We start from the raw sequence: 18,734 nt of genomic DNA on the forward strand, positions 1-18,734 counted from the left end.
TCTTATTTATTCAACAAANCCCCGGGTTATTTAAACGAATTGTGCTGGATAAAAGCCTTTGTGCAGCGTCAGCTTAAATCCCTCTCGTTTGAACCTTTTTATGCGCGCTATTGTGAGCCAGATTCAGCCGTACTGTCAGGGGATCATGATATCGGGGATTGATGATGAAACTATTCGTCAGCGCGTAATGCCTTATGGTTTTAACGGTATGCTCGGCAGTTTATGGCCGGTGGTGCCGGAATCATCTTTAATAACATTAGTGCAACAATAACCCTGCTGTTCCTCGGGTGTTTTACGTGCCGTAACCCAATACACTACGGACAGGAGGAACCATGAACCTGTCATTTAACACTCGCTGGCGCGATGAGCTGCCGGGATTTTACACTTCGCTACAGCCTACTCCGCTGAGCAATGCTCGCGTTATCTGGCATAACGCACCGTTGGCGCAGGAATTAACCATCCCTGAATCATTATTTTCCCCACCACAAGGGGCAGGTGTGTGGGGCGGCGAAACGCTATTACCGGGCATGTCACCGCTGGCACAGGTCTACAGCGGACATCAGTTTGGGGCCTGGGCCGGTCAACTCGGTGACGGACGCGGTATTCTGCTTGGTGAGCAGCAGCTGGAAAATGGCAAAACGCTCGACTGGCACCTGAAAGGCGCGGGCCTGACGCCCTATTCGCGGATGGGGGATGGTCGCGCGGTTCTGCGTTCCACGATACGCGAAAGCCTGGCTTCTGAGGCGATGCACTATTTGGGGATCCCAGGCACTCGTGCGCTGGCTATCGTTGCTAGCGATACGCCGGTCTACCGTGAGACGGTGGAATCTGGTGCTATGCTGATGCGTGTTGCTGAAAGCCATATTCGCTTCGGTCACTTTGAACATTTCTACTATCGCCGCGAAATGGAGAAGGTTCGCCAGCTTGCTGATTACGCTATTCGTCACCATTGGCCACATCTGCAGGATGAGCCCGACCGTTACGGTTTGTGGTTTAAGGATATGGTTTCCCGTACGGCAATAATGATTGCTCGCTGGCAAACGGTAGGGTTTGCTCACGGCGTGATGAACACCGATAACATGTCAATCCTGGGCTTGACGATGGATTACGGTCCCTTCGGTTTTCTGGATGATTATCAGCCGGAATATATCTGCAATCATACGGACACTCAGGGGCGTTATCGTTTCGATAATCAGCCAGCGGTAGGGCTGTGGAATTTGCAGTGTCTGGCGCAGTCGTTGTCGACGCTTATTGATGTTGATACGCTCAACGCAGCGCTTGAGGGATATCAGCACACGCTATTCCGGGAATATGGCCAACGAATGCGCCAGAAGCTGGGGCTGTTTAGTGAGGAGAGTGGGGATAACGATCTTCTCAACGGCCTGTATGCGCTGATGGAGCGCGAGGGCAGTGACTACACGCGCACCTTCCGTCTGTTGAGCGATACTGAACAGCACAGCACGGCATCACCGTTGCGCGATGAGTTTATCGACAGAGCGGCGTTTGATGATTGGTTCACTCAGTATCGCTCCCGTTTGCAGCAAGAGCACATTGATGATGCCCAGCGACAGCAGGCGATGAAGCAGGCCAACCCCGCTCTGGTTTTGCGTAACTGGCTGGCGCAGCGTGCAATTGAGCAGGCTGAAAAGGGCGACTATCAGGAGCTAGAGCGTCTTCATGAAGCGCTTCGTGACCCGTGGCGTGACCGTGAAGATGATTACAGCCGCCGTCCGCCTGATTGGGGTAAACGGCTGGAAGTGAGCTGCTCAAGCTAACCGCTATGCTGCGTTGCCGGTGGCCGCGCAGCTACTTAGTCAGAATAAGTTTTCCCGCCTGAGTCTGGCGGAGCAAATACTGTTGTTCACCGTGTTCAATGATGACACGACCTTCCTGACCTAACAGCGTATGGCTGTCGATCCGTCGATCGGAGGGGAGAGGACGAGGAGAATTATCCTTTTGCGGTTCCACTGCTGCGCACGTATCCATTAGCGACATATTTCATAATGAAAATCAATGTAACAATGATAACTATTATCAGTAATCGCTATGTCAACCGCAAGCGTTATTTATCATTTTGTGTGGTAAGGATTTATTGCCCGCTGCGGTGCAGCGGGCAGAGCGTACTACAGGCGGGTCGCGACGGCTGCCGCCAGTTTTTCCAGCAGCAGTTCGGTATCTTCCCAGCTCAGACAAGGATCGGTGATCGACTGGCCGTAGGTTAATGGCTGGTCGGCAACGATTTTCTGTGTTCCTTCGCGCAGGAAACTTTCTGCCATGATCCCGGCAATCGCGGAAGAGCCGTTGCGGATCTGCTGACAGATGTCGTCGCACACTTCCAGCTGACGGCGGTGCTGTTTCTGACAGTTGCCGTGGCTGAAATCCACCACCAGATGTTCCGGCAGGTCGAACTCGTGCAGCGTATCGCAGGCCGCTGCAATATCATCAGCGTGGTAGTTCGGCTTTTTGCCGCCGCGCATGATGATATGGCCGTACGGGTTGCCGCTGGTCTGGTAAATGGTCATCTGGCCATTTTTGTCCGGCGACAGGAACATGTGGCTTGCGCGGGCGGCGCGGATCGCATCCACCGCAATCCGCGTATTACCGTCGGTACCATTTTTAAAGCCAACCGGACAGGAGAGCGCAGAGGCCATCTCGCGGTGGATCTGGCTTTCCGTGGTACGTGCTCCGATAGCGCCCCAGCTAATGAGATCGGCGATAAACTGTCCGGTCACCATATCGAGAAATTCGGTCGCTGTCGGTACGCCAAGGGTGTTTACCTGCAGCAGCAGCTTACGTGCCTGCTCAATGCCGTGATTTACGCGATAGCTGCCGTTGAGGTCTGGGTCAGAGATCAATCCTTTCCACCCCACGACGGTGCGCGGTTTTTCAAAATAGGTGCGCATCACGATTTCGAGTTCGCCCTGGTGTTTTTCGCGCAACTGCTGCAAACGGCGCGCGTAATCCATCGCGGCATCAAGGTCGTGAATAGAACAAGGGCCGACGATTGCCAGCAGGCGGCGGTCTTCACCGTTAAGAATTTTTTCAATGCGACGACGGGAAGCGGTAACGTGCGCCGCAACGTCTGGTGACACAGGGTGGCGCTGAGCAAGTTCAGCAGGCGTAATCAGGCTCTCAATGCGAGCGGTACGCAGTTCATCGGTCTTATTCATGGATATCTCAGAAATTTGTTGCTTCGCCAGTCAATATGCTGGGAAGTGATGCACATCACGATAAACCAATCCCCGCTAAATTCAAGGGTGGCGCGTAATGTGCGCTCAATCACACTGCTATGATAAACAAATTTGATGTAATGTACTAGTGTATTAGTACATTCTGCGGCTTAATCCCATTATATCCATGATTTTTGTGGCAATTTCCTCTACGGAGTAATTGGTGCTGTTCAGCCACGGGATTTGGTGCCTGCGGTACAGTGCCTCGACTTCCGCTACTTCCATACGGCACTGGCGCATTGAGGCGTAGCGGCTGTTCTCCCGGCGTTCTTCGCGGATGGCGGCCAGGCGTTCCGGGTTAATCGTCAGCCCAAACAGCTTGTGTTGCAGCGGTTTTAATGACGCGGGCAGAACGAGGTTATCCATATCATCGGCGATAAACGGATAGTTGGCGGCACGAATACCAAACTGCATCGCCAGGTAAAGGCTCGTCGGGGTTTTTCCACAGCGTGATACGCCGAGCAGGATGACCTGCGCCTGATCGAGGTTACGCAGCGAGATACCGTCATCGTGCGCCAGCGTATAATCGATGGCCGCAATGCGCGCGTCGTATTTGGTCAGATTACCCGGCGTTAAGCCGTGGGTGCGGTGGGCAATGGGCGTCGGGTCAAGCTTAAGTTCTTCCTGCAATGGGGCGACCAGCGCCTGGACGATGTCCTGGCAGAACCCTTCACATTGCAGAATAATGTCGCGAATTTCGGGGATAACGATGGAATAGAAGACCAACGGGCGGACGCCGGTTTGTTGATAGATAGCGTCAATTTGCTCTTTCACTGCCCTGGCACGGCTTTCACTTTCGATAAACGGCAGAGTGATACTGTTTATCGCCACCGGGAACTGCGACATCACCGCGTGGCCGAGGACTTCTGCCGTAATGGCGGTACCGTCAGAAATATAAAATACCTGCCTGTCGACTGCGTTATCCATATTGCTTGACTCCCATTAATTGCCTGAAAGGGTAAATTAAATTTAAACACAACCCTGTGCTATTTGTCTTAAATTTAAAAATGAAACGGTATTTTTATTTTTAATGAAATGGTCGTTTCAATTTCCAAAAGATGCCAATAGACCGCTGGTTGCTGTGCCTTTTTAGTCGAATCAGTAGGTTATGAATAACCGGGAATCAATCCGAAAAAGTAAAAAAATAATTTGCTTACACGATTCACCGTTTTTTTCAGCCGTTTAAATATGCGAGGATAATTTAAGTAGTCAGTCGTTACTTATCACTGCTTCTTTAATCAAAAAAGGATTGTCTCGATGTCCAACAATGGCTCGTCACCGCTGGTGCTTTGGTACAACCAACTCGGCATGAATGATGTAGACAGAGTTGGAGGCAAAAATGCCTCCTTGGGTGAAATGATTACGAATCTGTCCGGAATGGGGGTTTCTGTCCCTAACGGATTTGCCACCACTGCCGATGCGTTTAATCAGTTTCTCGACCAGAGCGGTGTGAACCAGCAGATCTATCAACTGTTGGATAACACTGATATTGACGACGTTACCGCCCTGGCGAAAGCCGGTGCGCAGATCCGCCAGTGGATCATCGACACACCTTTCCAGAGCGAACTGGAACAGGCTATTCACGAAGCCTACAACCAACTGGCTGCCGATAACGCCAACGCCTCTTTCGCCGTGCGCTCCTCAGCCACCGCGGAAGATATGCCGGATGCATCCTTCGCCGGCCAGCAAGAAACTTTCCTCAACGTACAGGGCTATGAAGCGGTGCTGGTGGCGGTGAAGCACGTATTTGCGTCGCTGTTCAATGACCGTGCCATCTCTTACCGCGTTCACCAGGGTTACGACCACCGCGGCGTTGCGCTGTCTGCGGGTGTCCAACTGATGGTGCGTTCTGACCTTGCGTCTTCCGGCGTGATGTTCTCCATTGATACCGAATCCGGCTTCGACCAGGTGGTATTCATCACCTCCGCGTGGGGCTTGGGTGAAATGGTCGTACAGGGCGCGGTTAACCCGGATGAGTTCTACGTACACAAGCCAACGCTTGCCGCAGGTCGCCCGGCGATTGTGCGCCGTACGATGGGATCGAAAAAGATCCGTATGGTCTACGCGCCAACGCAAGAGCATGGCAAACAGGTACGCATTGAAGATGTGCCGCAGCAGCAGACCGACATCTTCTCGCTGACCAACGATGAAGTGCAGGAGCTGGCGAAGCAAGCCGTGCAGATCGAAAAACACTACGGTCGTCCAATGGACATCGAGTGGGCGAAAGACGGTCACACCGGCAAACTGTTTATCGTTCAGGCGCGTCCGGAAACCGTGCGTTCGCGCGGACAGGTGATGGAGCGCTACACGCTGCACTCACAGGGGCGTATTGTCTCTGAAGGTCGCGCTATCGGCCACCGTATTGGTGCAGGCCCGGTGAAGGTCATTCATGACATCAGCGAAATGAACCGTATCCAGCCCGGCGATGTGCTGGTGACCGACATGACCGACCCGGATTGGGAACCGATCATGAAAAAAGCGGCGGCGATTGTCACCAACCGTGGCGGCCGAACCTGTCACGCGGCGATCATCGCTCGTGAACTGGGGATTCCTGCGGTAGTGGGCTGCGGTGATGCCACCGAGCGCATGAAAGATGATGAGAAAGTCACCGTTTCCTGCGCTGAAGGCGACACCGGCTACGTTTACGCTGACCTGCTGGACTTCAGCGTGAAAAGCTCCAGCGTCGATACCATGCCGGACCTGCCGCTGAAGATTATGATGAACGTCGGTAACCCTGACCGCGCGTTTGACTTTGCCTGCCTGCCGAACGAGGGCGTCGGTCTTGCTCGCCTGGAGTTCATCATCAACCGTATGATTGGCGTGCACCCGCGTGCGCTGCTGGAGTTTGATGACCAGGAGCCTAAGCTGCAAAACGAAATCCGCGAGATGATGAAAGGCTTCGACTCGCCGAAAGAGTTTTACGTTGGTCGTCTGACCGAAGGGATCGCGACGCTGGGCGCGGCGTTCTATCCGAAACGCGTCATTGTCCGTCTCTCTGACTTCAAATCGAACGAATACGCCAACCTGGTGGGCGGCGAGCGTTACGAGCCGGAAGAAGAGAACCCAATGCTGGGCTTCCGCGGCGCTGGTCGCTACGTGTCCGATAGCTTCCGCGACTGCTTTGCACTGGAGTGCGATGCGGTGAAACGCGTGCGTAACGACATGGGGCTGACTAACGTTGAGATCATGGTGCCGTTCGTGCGTACCGTGGAGCAGGCGAAAGCGGTGGTGGACGAACTGGCGCGCCAGGGGCTGAAACGCGGTGAGAACGGGCTCAAAATCATCATGATGTGCGAGATCCCGTCTAACGCCTTGCTGGCGGAGCAGTTCCTTGAGCACTTTGACGGTTTCTCTATTGGCTCAAACGACATGACGCAGCTGGCGCTGGGTCTTGACCGTGACTCTGGCGTTGTCTCTGCACTGTTCGACGAACGTAACGACGCGGTAAAAGCACTGCTGTCGATGGCGATTCGCGCCGCGAAGAAGCAGGGTAAATACGTGGGTATTTGCGGTCAGGGTCCTTCTGACCACGAAGACTTTGCCGCCTGGCTGATGGAAGAGGGGATCGATAGCCTGTCGCTGAACCCGGATACCGTCGTCCAGACCTGGCTGAGCCTGGCCGAACTCAAAAAGTAGCGCCATCGTGAACTGAAATCCCGGGTATCGACCCGGGATTTTTTTGCCCATCGGGTTGCGGGGGATCACACTCCGGAAAGAAAACCAAAAATCATAAATCTGCTGGCAATTTCTACAATTGTTCCTCACGCATCACTTCTGAATACTGATTCGTAAATGTTAACACCATGTACTTACCCGTCATCATTAGCCAATGATTTCGGGTACTTATCAGCGACTCAGGAGACCGGCTATGACCCCGCTTTACAAAGACCCTCAGCGCCCGATTCAGGAACGTGTAGCAGACTTACTGGTCCGTATGACCCCCGAAGAAAAATATGCCCAGATGCACGCGTGGTGGCTGGTGCTATCGGAAGACGGCAATCACCGCGAAAGAACAGATATGAGCGATGAGTTTGCAGGGGTAAGCGAACAAACGTCGCTGCATGAACGTTTAAAACTCGGCGTCGGGCAGATTACCCGTCCGCTGGGTACCCATATTGTGGATGCGAAGACCGGCGTCCGGGCGGCAAACCGTCTGCAAAAAATGATGATGGAAGAGACGCGCCTGGGTATTCCCGCGCTGTTCCACGAAGAGTGCCTGGTCGGGCTTTTATGCAAAGATGCCACTCTGTTCCCGTCATCGCTGAATTATGGCTCAACCTGGGATGCGGAGCTGGTAAAACGTGCCGCTCAGCAAATTGGTGAGGAAGCTCGTTCTACCGGCTGTAAGCAGGGGTTAGCGCCCGTGCTTGATGTTTCCCGCGACGTCCGCTGGGGACGGACAGAAGAGACCTTTGGTGAAGATCCATGGCTGGTAGGGGTCATGGCTTGCGCCTACGTTGAGGGACTGCAAGGTGAAAAGCGAGACGTGCTGGCGACGCTGAAACACTATGTGGGTCACTCATTCAGTGAGGGCGCGCGCAACCATGCACCGGTCCATCTGGGCTTCCGCGAATTGAATGACACGTTCCTGCTGCCGTTTGAAATGGCGGTGAAGCAGGCCAACGCGGGGTCGGTGATGCCCGCTTATCATGACATTGATAATCAACCGGGCCATAGCGACAGCTTCCTGCTGACCACGGTACTGCGTGAACAATGGGGCTTTGACGGCATTGTCGTCGCAGACTACGGCGGCGTGAGTCTGCTGCATCAGCATCACGGTGTGGCGGCAGATGCGGCAGAGTCAGCGGCGCTCGCCTTTAATGCCGGGCTGGATGTGGAGCTGCCAAAAGATGATTGCGCTCGCCATCTGGCGGAAGCGGTCGCTCGCGGGCTTATTACGCCGGAAAAAATTGACGAGATTGTGGCGCGCACGCTCACCGAGAAATTCCGCCTCGGCCTGTTTGAACATCCGTATACCGATGAAACCGCGATTTCGCTGCAATCCGATGCTACTCGCCAGGTCGCGCGCGAGGTGGCTACCCGCTCGATGACGCTACTGGAAAATCGAAATGCGTTACCGCTTACCGGTAAGCCGCGCGTCGCCGTGGTGGGCCCAACGGCTGACGACTCGTTGGCGTTGCTGAGCGGCTACAGCTTCCCGGTGCATCTGATTATCAGCGATATGATGGAAAAAACATCACAGGTCACTACGCCGCTGGTGGCGCTACGCCATTATCTGGGTGATGACCTTGTTCGCTATGCAAAAGGTTGTCATATCATCGAACAGCGGATGGCTGGTGCGCCGGTATTCCCTGGGGATAGTTCGGGTAAACCGATGCAAGCGTCACCGGTCTCTCACAGTCTGAGTCTGATTCCAGAAGCCGTACGTGCAGCGCAAGACAGTGACGTGGTAGTCGCCTGTGTAGGCGACCTCGCTGGATTATTCCAAAGCGGCACGGTGGGTGAAGGTTCGGATACTGACAGCCTTAACCTGCCGGGCGTACAGCAACAGCTTTTGCAGGCGCTGGTGGATACCGGTAAGCCAGTCATTGTGGTCATGACCGGCGGGCGTCCGTATAACCTACAGGGATTAGAGTCGAAGGTGGCCGCCTTGATGCTAGCCTGGGCGCCGGGTCAGGAAGGGGGCTGGGCCATCGCTGATGTGTTGACCGGACGCGCCGAACCGCAAGGCCGTCTGGTAGTCAGCGTGCCAAAAAGCGCAGGGGCGATGCCGTTTTACTATAACCATAAGCTCAAAAGCGGCGGTACACCGTTCGCCTTCCACTTTGGGGCACGTTATCCGTTCGGTTACGGAAAAGGTTGGGGGGAGTTTAGTTTTGGCACCCCGCAGCTTCAGCAAAGCCAGGTGGCAATTGAGGGTGAAATTACGCTGCGTGTAACGGTGAAAAACAACGGTGAACGTAGCGGGAGTGAGGTCGTACAGCTCTACGTTCGCGATAAAGTGGCTTCGATGGTACGCCCACTTCAGGAGCTCAAGGCCTTCCAGCGGGTGACGTTATCGCCGAATGAGCAGGCGACACTGACCTTTACCATCCCTGTCGATATGCTCAACTTTACCCGCTACGATGGCCAACGCATTGTAGAACCCGGCGAGTTCGAACTGCAGATAGGTACGTCTTGTGCGCAGATTCATGGGCGTGCGTCGGTACAGGTTAAGGGTGATACCCGCGTGCTACCGCCTGACTGGCGGATGATGAGCCACTGCGAAGTGCGCTAAGGTGCTGCCATCCCGGACGAGGCTCGGTGAGCCGGTTCCGGGATGTGACCGTGCGGTAAGCAAAAAAAAGCCCAACGTGGGAGTTGGGCAAAGACTACACACAGCAATTCGTTGTTTCACTCAGGGGATAGATAAATCAAGGGGTTGATCTATTACCTTAGGACTCATACTAGGCCATGCGCCGTTTTTGCGTCGATCAGATTCCTCTCAATAGTTAAAGAAATGTGAATAATTTCCGTGGCATGTCGCAAAAAGCGAGGGGAAGAAGCTGAGCGAAGTGGAGTAATGGTGAGATTTGCTTAAGTAAAAGGCGGGTTGCCCCGCCTTTTTTAGCTTACTGTTTTGGATAGTTATTCTGCTCAAGCTCGGCCAGCTCTTCCAACACCTGGTCCGGGTCTCGTGAAGGTGGCGGAACTTCATGCAGCCAGGCATCAAACAGACGCCAGGAGACGGCGAGCAGCACCGGGCCGATGAACAGGCCAATCATGCCAAATGCAACCAGGCCGCCGATAACGCCGGAGAGGATCAGAATCATCGGCAGGTCTGCGCCCATACGAATCAGCATCGGGCGAATCACGTTATCCATTGTCCCAACCACGCAGCTCCATACCAGCAGAACCGTTCCCCAAGTGGTGTCACCCGTCCAGTAGAGCCAGATAATGCACGGTACTAACACAATCAAGGGCCCAAGCTGTACCAGACAGGAGAAGATCATCACCACGGTCAGCAGCGTCGCGTAAGGGACGCCAGAAATACCAAGGCCAATACCGCCGAGCACGGCCTGCACCAGCGCGGTCACGACCACGCCCAGCGCCACGGCACGAATTGCCTGTCCTGCCAACAGCACCGCCGCATCACCGCGTTTCGCTGCCAGACGGGTCGCGAAATAGCGCATACCAAACGCGACTTTTTCACCTTGCCAGTACAGCAGGGCGCTGAACAGCAACATCAAAGTACTGTGCATCAGAAAACGCCCAACGTGTGCGGCCTGCCCGACAAACCAGGTGGTCGTGGTGCCGATATACGGGCGAACCTTAGCCATCAGCGCGCTGCCGCCCATATCCAACAGGCTATGCCAGCCGCTATAAAGTTTGGCTCCAACGAAAGGAATGCTGTTGAGCCAGGCCAGATCGGGCAGGGTCAGCGTGCCGCTGGTAATGGCGTGCACCAGCGGCGTGGAGCCATCAACCAGGCTATTGACCAGCAGCGCAATGGGGATAACGAACAGTAAAAAGAGCAGCAGCGTCATCACCAGCACAGCCAGCGAACGGCGACCGAAAAGCTTACGCTGGAACCAGAGCAGAACCGGCCAGGTGGCAATAACGATGGTGGATGCCCAGGCGAAGCCCAGAATAAACGGCTGAACTATCCATAAACAGGCGATGATCATCAGTGCCAAAAACAGCACGGATAGCAGTATTTGTGGAATATCACGAGGCCGAGGAATCGTGTTCATAAATGAGTTTTACCTTCAGTTGCTTGTCAGCGTGTTGACGCAGCGTAAATCCGTTCATCGATAATAATATCAATAAATTCCCGGCGCTGATTCTGCGACAAAATCTACCGGGCGTATAAGAAAAAAATGTGATAAAAGAATAACGGCACGACGCAAACGATTAATTACTCTCTACACATCATCTTTGCCGTTTGGCTGTTCGCGTAAACCGGCAAAATTTTGTGCGTACAACACAACATTCAGAAAGGGTCACAAGTAATGATCCCACAGATTTCCCAGGCACCGGGCGTAGTTCAGTTGGTGTTGAATTATTTGCAAGCACTGGAGCAACAAGGCTTTACCGGCGACACCGCCACCCGTTATGCCGACAGGCTGACGATGGCGACCGATAACAGTATCTACCAGCTTCTTCCCGATGCGGTTATCTTCCCTCGTTCCACTGCAGATGTCGCACTGCTGTCCCGTATAGCGGCAGAAGAGCGCTTCCAGTCTCTGATTTTCACCCCGCGCGGCGGTGGTACTGGCACCAACGGTCAGTCGCTGAATCAGGGCATCATTATTGACATGTCTCGCTACATGAACCGCATCATTGAGATCAACCCGGAAGAGGGTTGGGTGCGCGTTGAAGCGGGCGTGATTAAAGATCAGCTTAACCAATATTTAAAACCTTACGGTTATTTCTTCGCGCCGGAACTGTCGACCAGTAACCGCGCGACGTTAGGCGGGATGATTAATACCGATGCCTCCGGGCAAGGTTCGCTGGTGTACGGCAAAACATCTGACCATGTGCTGGGCGTTCGCGCCGTGCTGCTGGGCGGCGATATTCTTGATACGCAGCCGGTTCCCGTTGCGCTGGCTGAAACACTGGCGAAAGAGCAGTCGGCGGCAGGACGCATCTACCGAACCGTCTATGAACGCTGTCGGGAAAATCGTCAGCTGATTATCGATAAATTCCCGAAACTGAACCGCTTCCTTACGGGCTACGACCTGCGCCACGTCTTTAATGACGAGATGACCGAGTTTGATTTAACCCGCGTGTTGACGGGCTCCGAGGGGACGCTGGCCTTTATTACCGAAGCACGGCTGGATATTACGCCGCTGCCGAAGGTACGTCGTCTGGTGAATATCAAATACGACTCCTTTGATTCGGCGCTGCGTAACGCGCCGTTTATGGTTGAAGCGCGCGCGCTGTCGGTCGAAACCGTCGACTCTAAGGTCCTTAATCTGGCCAGGGAAGATATTGTCTGGCACTCGGTTAGTGAACTGATTACCGATGTTCCAGATAAAGAGATGCTGGGGCTGAATATCGTCGAGTTCGCGGGTGATGATGAAGCGCTGATTGAAGGTCAGGTTAGTGCGCTCTGCCAGCGACTGGACGAACTGATTGCTCAACATGAAGGCGGCGTTATCGGCTGGCAGTGTTGCAACGAACTCGATGGTATTGAGCGCATTTACGCGATGCGTAAAAAAGCGGTCGGGCTGCTCGGCAACGCTAAAGGGGCGGCTAAGCCTATCCCATTTGCCGAAGATACCTGTGTACCGCCGGAGCATCTGGCTGACTATATCGTTGAATTCCGCGCGCTGCTTGATAGCCACGGCCTGAGCTACGGGATGTTTGGTCACGTTGACGCGGGCGTATTGCATGTGCGTCCCGCGCTCGACATGTGCGACCCGCAGCAAGAGATCTTAATGAAGCGGATCTCTGATGATGTGGTGGCGCTGACCGCCAAATACGGCGGCCTGTTATGGGGAGAGCACGGTAAAGGTTTCCGTGCGGAATATAGCCCGGCGTTCTTCGGTGAACAGCTTTATGGCGAACTTCGCAAAGTGAAAGCGGCGTTTGACCCAGACAACCGTTTGAACCCAGGGAAAATCTGCCCGCCTGAAGGTGTAGACGCGCCGATGATGAAGGTGGATGCGGTAAAACGTGGCACCTACGATCGTCAGATCCCCGTCACCGTTCGTTCATCCTGGCGTGGCGCGATGGAATGTAACGGTAACGGTTTGTGCTTTAACTTCGACGCGAAAAGCCCGATGTGTCCGTCGATGAAAATCACCAACAACCGTATGCATTCACCAAAAGGTCGTGCGACGCTGGTGCGCGAATGGCTGCGCCTGCTGGCGGATCGCGGCGTTGACCCGCTCCTGCTGGAGAAAGAATTGCCGGAAAAACGCGCGAGTCTGCGCTCGATGATCGAACGGACGCGCAATAGCTGGCATGCCCGTAAAGGTGAGTACGACTTCTCACACGAAGTGAAAGAGGCGATGTCTGGCTGCCTGGCCTGTAAAGCCTGTTCAACGCAGTGCCCGATCAAAATCGACGTACCGGAATTCCGCTCCCGGTTCCTGCAGCTTTATCACACTCGCTATCTGCGTCCTGTGCGCGATCATCTGGTGGCAACAGTAGAAAGCTACGCGCCGCTAATGGCGCGTGCGCCGAAAACATTCAACTTCTTTATGAGTCAGCCGCTGGTCCGTAAGCTTTCTGAAAAGCATATTGGCATGGTGGATTTGCCGCTGCTTTCGGTACCTTCATTGCAAAAACAGATGGTGACGCATCGCTCGGCAAACATGACGCTCGAGCAGTTAGAAGCGCTGTCGCCAGAGCAAAAAGCGCTGACCGTGCTGGTGGTGCAGGATCCTTTCACCAGCTACTATGATGCGCAGGTGGTGACGGACTTCGTCCGCCTGGTTGATAAGCTCGGCTTCCAGCCGGTGCTGCTGCCGTTCTCGCCAAACGGTAAGGCGCAGCATATTAAAGGCTTTGTGAGTCGCTTTACGAAAACGGCACAAAAAACCGCTGATTATCTTAACCGTGTGGCCGAACTTGGCATGCCGATGGTGGGGGTCGACCCGGCCCTGGTGCTTTGCTATCGCGATGAATATAAACAGGTACTTGGCGATAAACGCGGTGATTTCAATGTGATGTTGGTACACGAATGGTTGCCACAGATACTGGAACGCAAAGCGCATACGCTGTCTTCTGGCGAACCCTGGTATCTGTTTGGTCACTGTACTGAGGTCACGGCATTGCCGACGGCACCGAAGCAGTGGGCCGCCATTTTTGCTCATTTCGGCGCGAAGCTCGAAAACGTTAGCGTGGGCTGCTGCGGCATGGCCGGAACCTACGGGCATGAAGTAAAAAATCACGCCAATTCACTGGGTATCTATGAGCTTTCATGGCACCAGGCTATGGAAACGTTGCCCCGTAACCGCTGTCTGGCAACGGGGTATTCGTGTCGCAGCCAGGTGAAGCGCGTCGAAGGAAGCGGCGTACGCCATCCATTGCAGGCATTACTGGAGATGATGGGATGATCTGGAAAAGACAAACTACGCTGGAAGCCCTTAATGCGATGGGCGAAGGCAATATGGTTGGGCTACTGGATATCCAGTTTGACCATATCGACGATGATTCATTGACGGCGACAATGCCGGTGGATCATCGCACGCACCAACCGTTTGGTCTGCTTCACGGTGGCGCGTCGGTGGTGCTGGCGGAGACGTTAGGCTCGGTAGCGGGCTATCTGTGTACCGAAGGTGAGGACAGGGTGGTCGGGCTTGAAGTCAACGCCAACCATATTCGTTCCGTACGTAGTGGTCGCGTTCGTGGCGTGTGCAAAGCGCTCCACGCAGGTCGTCGTCATCAGGTCTGGCAGATTGAAATCTTCGACGAGCAGGGGCGTTTATGCTGCTCATCGCGGTTAACGACTGCCGTCGTCTAAGAGATTTGCACGGCGCTATATCTGGTGCCGTGCAAACCCGCTATTCAGCCCATCCTAGGTATTATTGCGGCAGCGCATCTGGTGCAATGTTCATGTTCTTCAGAACCGGCCCCATGATATTGCCAAAGATAGGTGCTGCCACTGAGCCACCAAAGTGGGTGCCGGCGGTTGGGTTGTTCACCACGACCACTAGTGCCACCTCAGGATGACTGACAGGGGCAACCCCGGCGGTATAGTTCACGTAACCGCCATCGTATTTACCACTGTCACCCAGTTTTTCCGCCGTACCGGTTTTGGTCGCCAGCCGATATCCAGGCACTGCGGCTCTCACGCCGCTGCCGCCGGGAAGCACGTCACTTTCCATCATATGGACGACAGTTTTTACGATTCTAGGGTCGGCAACCTGCTGGCCCATCACCGGTGGCGTCACTTTAGTGATGGAAAGCGGGCGGTAGACACCATATGAACCCATGGTGGCATATTCGCGGGCAATTTGTAGCGGTGTGACGCGCAGTCCATAGCCGAATGAGAAGGTGGCGCGTTCAATATCTGCCCACTGTTGGCGGTGGAGTGGGAAATAACCCACGCTTTCACCGCTCAGCCCCAGATCGGTCGGTTTCCCAAGGCCAAACGCCTGGTAGGTGTCAACCTGCGCCTGGGCTGGCATTGCCAGCGCGATGTGGGACACACCGATATCACTCGATTTCTGCAGGATGCCGGTCGGAGTCAGTTGCGGCCAGTGGCCTACGTCGCGAATAAGGTGACCGTTCACGCTATACGGTGTGGTATTAAGTAGCGTATTCGGCTGAATGATATTCCTCTCTAGCCCTTCAATAATGACCAATGGCTTAACCGTCGAACCAGGCTCAAAGCTGTCGTTGATAGCCACATCGCGCATTTGCGTTTGGGTGGCGTTATCAAAGTTATTGGGGTTATAAGAAGGGTAAGAGGCCATGGCGAGGATCTCGCCGGTATCGATCTTAACCAGCACGGCGGCACCGGAGTCGGCTTTATTCAGCAGTACGCCGTCGCGCAGTTTGCTGTACAGGGTGTACTGGTCGAATTTATCAATACTGAGCTGAACGGTCGGCGCTTGCTTCGGTGCATCGTAATTTAATACGCTGATAATGCCGCCATTGGCGTCCTTACGATAAATTTCCTTACCGGGCTCACCTTGCAGAATATTGTCATAACCCTTTTCGACGCCGTTCAGCCCCGTATTATCCGCACCCACGATGCCAATTAACGGCGCGGAAGCTTCCCCCATCGGGTAGAAGCGACTGTCATCGTAAATTTCGCTGATACCTTTTATATGAAGGTCAGCCACATCTTTAGCGATACCGAGCTCAACTTTGCGTCCGAGAAAAAGAAAGTGACGGCGTGAGTTCTGATAAATTTTGCTCGCAATTTGGTCCGGTGTGGTATTTAGCGCAGACGCAAGATACTGCCATTTTGGATCGCGGAAGTTAGGACTGGCCTCAACGATTTTCACTGGGTCCGCAACCACATCACGCGAAGGAACGCTCATTGCCAGGGCTTCGCCGTTGCGATCCACTAAGGTACCGCGGTTAGTTGGTAGCACGATGGTGCGCAATGAACGCTGATCGGCCTCGCGTGCCAGCATGGGATGATTAAGGAATTGCAGATCTGCCACTCGCACCAGTAAAACAGCAAGGCAAAACAGAATACCAATACAAAGTATTATGTAACGAGATGTAATAAATGAGTCTTTATTTTGCTTTTCTGTTGATTTGTTTTTCATTTGTAACATTAAACCACATGATTTTTATTTTTATTAATAAAATGCCGATGGCCGAAGCATAAATCATGACCACAGTTATGCGATGTAAATATCCATTTTCAGGCGAGCGTGGCAATCAGTTTACAGGTAATGTCATTGATAACAAGCCATTAAGTTAACATATTATTTCAAGGCTCAAGTCATATTATCTCGCGCCAGTTAAGGGATGATAGCGGTGATATTCCGAAGGATAGCGACACAAAAAGTGCCCATAGGTGAATTTGTCATCACTTACGTTATGGGTATTTTGTCGTGTGCCATGCCGTTATCGGAATTATCCAGGCTGAATTGACTCATACTGGCGAGGTTATCGCACTTTCTTTAAAAGATACCAAGGCGTCATCGCTGGATGATAAATCTGCAGGGGGCAAAGCGTGGGTAAAGGGTGAGTTGATAAACCAAGACGGCCGGATGAGCAGTTACTCAAAAGAATACAGAAATAAAAAAGGCCACATGGGTGGCCTTATGCTGTTATTTTTCACACAGTTCTACGTCGATACGATAACGTATTAGTTGAAGCCAAGACGGATCAAATCCAGTGGGCAATACACACCATCGCAGCCCTCAATTTCAACGCAGTCAGTACGGCGCATTTGCTCAGCCGTTTTACCTTCACCGTGAATTGACCGGATAACGCCCGTCGCGCCATTGTTAGCAATCATGACGCGGCTGCCGATAGTGATAGCGTTACGGTTACGATCGTAGGTTTTCATCGTCTCCTCCTTTCACATTCAAGACGGGATATATTTGCGGTGTGAATTAATACCGCTATCGAACACGTCATGTTTTGAGCTTCGTCAAAAGAGAGGGTTATTCCGTTGTAGGAAATCCCTTGATTATCAAAGAGGCCGTTAAGATTTTCTGGAACCAATAAACCAGATGAGGAATCCTGCGGCGGCACCGGTACAGGCAGTGCTAAGGTAGAGGAAAGCGTGTTCGAGAAAATAGCGCTGAAGGGTCATCCGCCCAGTCCAGACATCCTCAGATGAATCACCAACGGCAAACTCAATAAAGACCAGCACAAAGGTAAACATGAGCGCATAAGTCATCATCATGTAGCAAAGTGAGAAAAAATTGAATGAAGAATGGCTGCGCACGAGGGGAACCTAGGTTTGGTTTGAACAAGTAAGATAGCTTATTGTGTAACAGATGCCTAGATGTGAAATGCAGCGTTCAGACCGATGACAGGTAAAGACGAGAGTGAAATGTGTGAGTGGTGAAACCGGATGAGGATAGACGTCCGTTTGAACGATGACGTTTCCTCAACCGCAGGATTTGTTGTCCGCTATCCGCGTTTAGCCAAAAGTTGGATAAACTGCGCGTTCGTCTAATTTGATGCAATGCTTAAGACGCTCTTCTCCACGATAGATATAACCGAATGAGTCGGTTGATACGCGATGAAGAAGAGTGTCGCCATTGGCGAAGGGGATGATTTCGACATCGCCTACGCGCTTATGGCCCGCGCCGGTTTCAAAATGTCCCTCCCATGCTTCCTGTGTGTGTTCATAGACGTGCAGAATGACCTCGACAAACCCGCGTCCCTGGCAGTTCAACTTAAGAATGGTTGACGAGAAATTGAGGGCGTAGGCCTGAAAAGAGAAAAGGAACAAGAAAATCGCTAACTTCATAACATTCACTTTATTTATTAAAAACCAAGAAACGAGGGATTGTTACTGTTTTGGGTAAGGATAATCTTGCTGTCGATCAATGAGAGGCGTATCAACTACTATTTGCTGTGTAATTAATATGTTAGTCATATCTCAGTGGTTGCAATATGTTCAGTGATGGTGTGTTTTTACGCAGAAGATTATCAGTTCGAAAGGGCATTATCGCTAAACGAAATATTTCTATTGATTAAGTTTTCAGGTGTCTATGCTCACGATGATTTACCGCGCGTTGCTGAGTTGTCTACGCGGTTAAAAAACGATCAGGAGACTCTTTGATGAGTAGTAGAAATGGATGCGAATAGATGAAGGGTTGAAAAAAACAGGTGTAAATAAACTGATGAATAAATGCACAGGATCAATAATCCCATGTATTATCCACATCACTAAAATTGATATACATCAATTTTAGTGAAAAAAATCGAAGGCCTCATATTTAATTCTAAGCCTTTCTTTGAGTACCCCATAAGCGGTATCCCCTATCATGAAATGGATTAATTATCTAAAAATATAAATTTTAACAAATTTAATGTCTATGGTATTGCTTCTTTGTAGTGTTTTGTATTGATTGTTTTGCGTTTTGAAAATGTAATTGTAACTCTTATTGCGCCTCGGTAATCTTG

General features: G+C 52.6%; 13 protein-coding genes and 1 other RNA gene. 5 read left to right on the forward strand and 9 right to left on the reverse strand.

Translation table 11 applies throughout. From position 1 onward, the window contains the following. Nucleotides 1–332 precede the first annotated feature (332 nt). Nucleotides 333–1,775, forward strand: a complete 1,443-nt coding sequence (selO, locus tag GKAS_RS17345; RefSeq protein ID WP_035896133.1) for a protein adenylyltransferase SelO — start codon at nucleotides 333–335, stop codon at nucleotides 1,773–1,775. A 31-nt stretch (nucleotides 1,776–1,806) separates the two neighbouring features. Here selO and hemP read toward each other — a convergent pair whose 3' ends face one another. The 3 genes from hemP to ppsR all read right to left on the reverse strand — a co-directional run bounded on the left by hemP (nucleotide 1,807) and on the right by ppsR (nucleotide 4,157). Beyond that, on the reverse strand, nucleotides 1,807–1,986 hold the full coding sequence (hemP, locus tag GKAS_RS24075; RefSeq protein ID WP_081918571.1) for a hemin uptake protein HemP: 180 nt from the start codon (nucleotides 1,984–1,986) through the stop codon (nucleotides 1,807–1,809). A 137-nt stretch (nucleotides 1,987–2,123) separates the two neighbouring features. Next, on the reverse strand, nucleotides 2,124–3,170 hold the full coding sequence (aroH, locus tag GKAS_RS17350; protein WP_035896134.1) for a 3-deoxy-7-phosphoheptulonate synthase AroH: 1,047 nt from the start codon (nucleotides 3,168–3,170) through the stop codon (nucleotides 2,124–2,126). 153 nt (nucleotides 3,171–3,323) lie between these two features. Next, nucleotides 3,324–4,157, reverse strand: a complete 834-nt coding sequence (gene ppsR, locus GKAS_RS17355; protein WP_035896136.1) for a posphoenolpyruvate synthetase regulatory kinase/phosphorylase PpsR — start codon at nucleotides 4,155–4,157, stop codon at nucleotides 3,324–3,326. A 330-nt stretch (nucleotides 4,158–4,487) separates the two neighbouring features. Here ppsR and ppsA point away from each other — a divergent pair, with 330 nt between their 5' ends. Both ppsA and GKAS_RS17365 read left to right on the forward strand, forming a co-directional pair. Further along, nucleotides 4,488–6,866, forward strand: a complete 2,379-nt coding sequence (gene ppsA, locus GKAS_RS17360; protein WP_035896137.1) for a phosphoenolpyruvate synthase — start codon at nucleotides 4,488–4,490, stop codon at nucleotides 6,864–6,866. 232 nt (nucleotides 6,867–7,098) lie between these two features. Beyond that, the gene (locus GKAS_RS17365; protein WP_035896139.1) at nucleotides 7,099–9,468 is read left to right on the forward strand and encodes a glycoside hydrolase family 3 N-terminal domain-containing protein; all 2,370 of its coding nucleotides are present in this window, start codon (nucleotides 7,099–7,101) and stop codon (nucleotides 9,466–9,468) included. A 59-nt stretch (nucleotides 9,469–9,527) separates the two neighbouring features. Here GKAS_RS17365 and rprA read toward each other — a convergent pair. After that, an RNA gene (rprA, locus tag GKAS_RS24080) (antisense sRNA RprA) lies at nucleotides 9,528–9,627 on the reverse strand. Between the two features lie 175 nt (nucleotides 9,628–9,802). Beyond that, nucleotides 9,803–10,924: an AI-2E family transporter YdiK gene (gene ydiK / locus GKAS_RS17370; protein ID WP_035896140.1), complete on the reverse strand. Its 1,122-nt coding sequence runs from the start codon at nucleotides 10,922–10,924 to the stop codon at nucleotides 9,803–9,805. Between the two features lie 258 nt (nucleotides 10,925–11,182). Between ydiK and ydiJ the strand changes: the two genes are divergently transcribed. Together ydiJ and menI are read left to right on the forward strand one after the other, a co-directional pair. Next, nucleotides 11,183–14,239, forward strand: coding sequence for a D-2-hydroxyglutarate dehydrogenase YdiJ (gene ydiJ, locus GKAS_RS17375; RefSeq protein WP_035896142.1), 3,057 nt, complete (start codon nucleotides 11,183–11,185; stop codon nucleotides 14,237–14,239). Then, on the forward strand, nucleotides 14,236–14,646 hold the full coding sequence (gene menI / locus GKAS_RS17380) for a 1,4-dihydroxy-2-naphthoyl-CoA hydrolase (RefSeq protein ID WP_035896143.1): 411 nt from the start codon (nucleotides 14,236–14,238) through the stop codon (nucleotides 14,644–14,646). The genes ydiJ and menI overlap by 4 nt, the downstream gene beginning before the upstream one ends. Before the next feature lie 61 nt (nucleotides 14,647–14,707). Here menI and GKAS_RS17385 read toward each other — a convergent pair whose 3' ends face one another. The 4 genes from GKAS_RS17385 to GKAS_RS24085 form a co-directional block, all read right to left on the reverse strand. Continuing rightward, nucleotides 14,708–16,417 carry a penicillin-binding transpeptidase domain-containing protein gene (locus tag GKAS_RS17385; RefSeq protein WP_035896144.1) on the reverse strand — a complete coding sequence of 570 codons (1,710 nt, stop codon included), beginning with the start codon at nucleotides 16,415–16,417 and terminating at the stop codon, nucleotides 14,708–14,710. A gap of 539 nt (nucleotides 16,418–16,956) precedes the next feature. Further along, on the reverse strand, nucleotides 16,957–17,160 hold the full coding sequence (ydfZ, locus tag GKAS_RS17395) for a putative selenium delivery protein YdfZ (protein ID WP_035896147.1): 204 nt from the start codon (nucleotides 17,158–17,160) through the stop codon (nucleotides 16,957–16,959). 138 nt (nucleotides 17,161–17,298) lie between these two features. Continuing rightward, on the reverse strand, nucleotides 17,299–17,544 hold the full coding sequence (locus GKAS_RS17400) for a hypothetical protein (protein WP_147281531.1): 246 nt from the start codon (nucleotides 17,542–17,544) through the stop codon (nucleotides 17,299–17,301). Between the two features lie 198 nt (nucleotides 17,545–17,742). After that, complete coding sequence (locus tag GKAS_RS24085) at nucleotides 17,743–18,075, reverse strand: hypothetical protein (RefSeq protein WP_072011424.1); 333 nt, start codon at nucleotides 18,073–18,075, stop codon at nucleotides 17,743–17,745. Between the last annotated feature and the right edge of the window lie 659 nt (nucleotides 18,076–18,734).

The organism is Kluyvera ascorbata ATCC 33433, from assembly GCF_000735365.1.
GTDB lineage: Bacteria > Pseudomonadota > Gammaproteobacteria > Enterobacterales > Enterobacteriaceae > Kluyvera > Kluyvera ascorbata.

Bases quoted from the DNA above. Each gene is read 5' to 3' on its own strand.
- aroH (WP_035896134.1), bottom strand. From the start codon at position 3,170: ATGAATAAGACCGATGAACTGCGTACCGCTCGCATTGAGAGCCTGATT.
- hemP (WP_081918571.1), bottom strand. From the start codon at position 1,986: ATGGATACGTGCGCAGCAGTGGAACCGCAAAAGGATAATTCTCCTCGT.
- menI (WP_035896143.1), top strand. From the start codon at position 14,236: ATGATCTGGAAAAGACAAACTACGCTGGAAGCCCTTAATGCGATGGGC.
- GKAS_RS24085 (WP_072011424.1), bottom strand. From the start codon at position 18,075: ATGAAGTTAGCGATTTTCTTGTTCCTTTTCTCTTTTCAGGCCTACGCC.
- selO (WP_035896133.1), top strand. From the start codon at position 333: ATGAACCTGTCATTTAACACTCGCTGGCGCGATGAGCTGCCGGGATTT.
- GKAS_RS17385 (WP_035896144.1), bottom strand. From the start codon at position 16,417: ATGTTACAAATGAAAAACAAATCAACAGAAAAGCAAAATAAAGACTCA.
- GKAS_RS17365 (WP_035896139.1), top strand. From the start codon at position 7,099: ATGACCCCGCTTTACAAAGACCCTCAGCGCCCGATTCAGGAACGTGTA.
- ydiJ (WP_035896142.1), top strand. From the start codon at position 11,183: ATGATCCCACAGATTTCCCAGGCACCGGGCGTAGTTCAGTTGGTGTTG.
- ppsR (WP_035896136.1), bottom strand. From the start codon at position 4,157: ATGGATAACGCAGTCGACAGGCAGGTATTTTATATTTCTGACGGTACC.
- ydiK (WP_035896140.1), bottom strand. From the start codon at position 10,924: ATGAACACGATTCCTCGGCCTCGTGATATTCCACAAATACTGCTATCC.
- ppsA (WP_035896137.1), top strand. From the start codon at position 4,488: ATGTCCAACAATGGCTCGTCACCGCTGGTGCTTTGGTACAACCAACTC.
- ydfZ (WP_035896147.1), bottom strand. From the start codon at position 17,160: ATGAAAACCTACGATCGTAACCGTAACGCTATCACTATCGGCAGCCGC.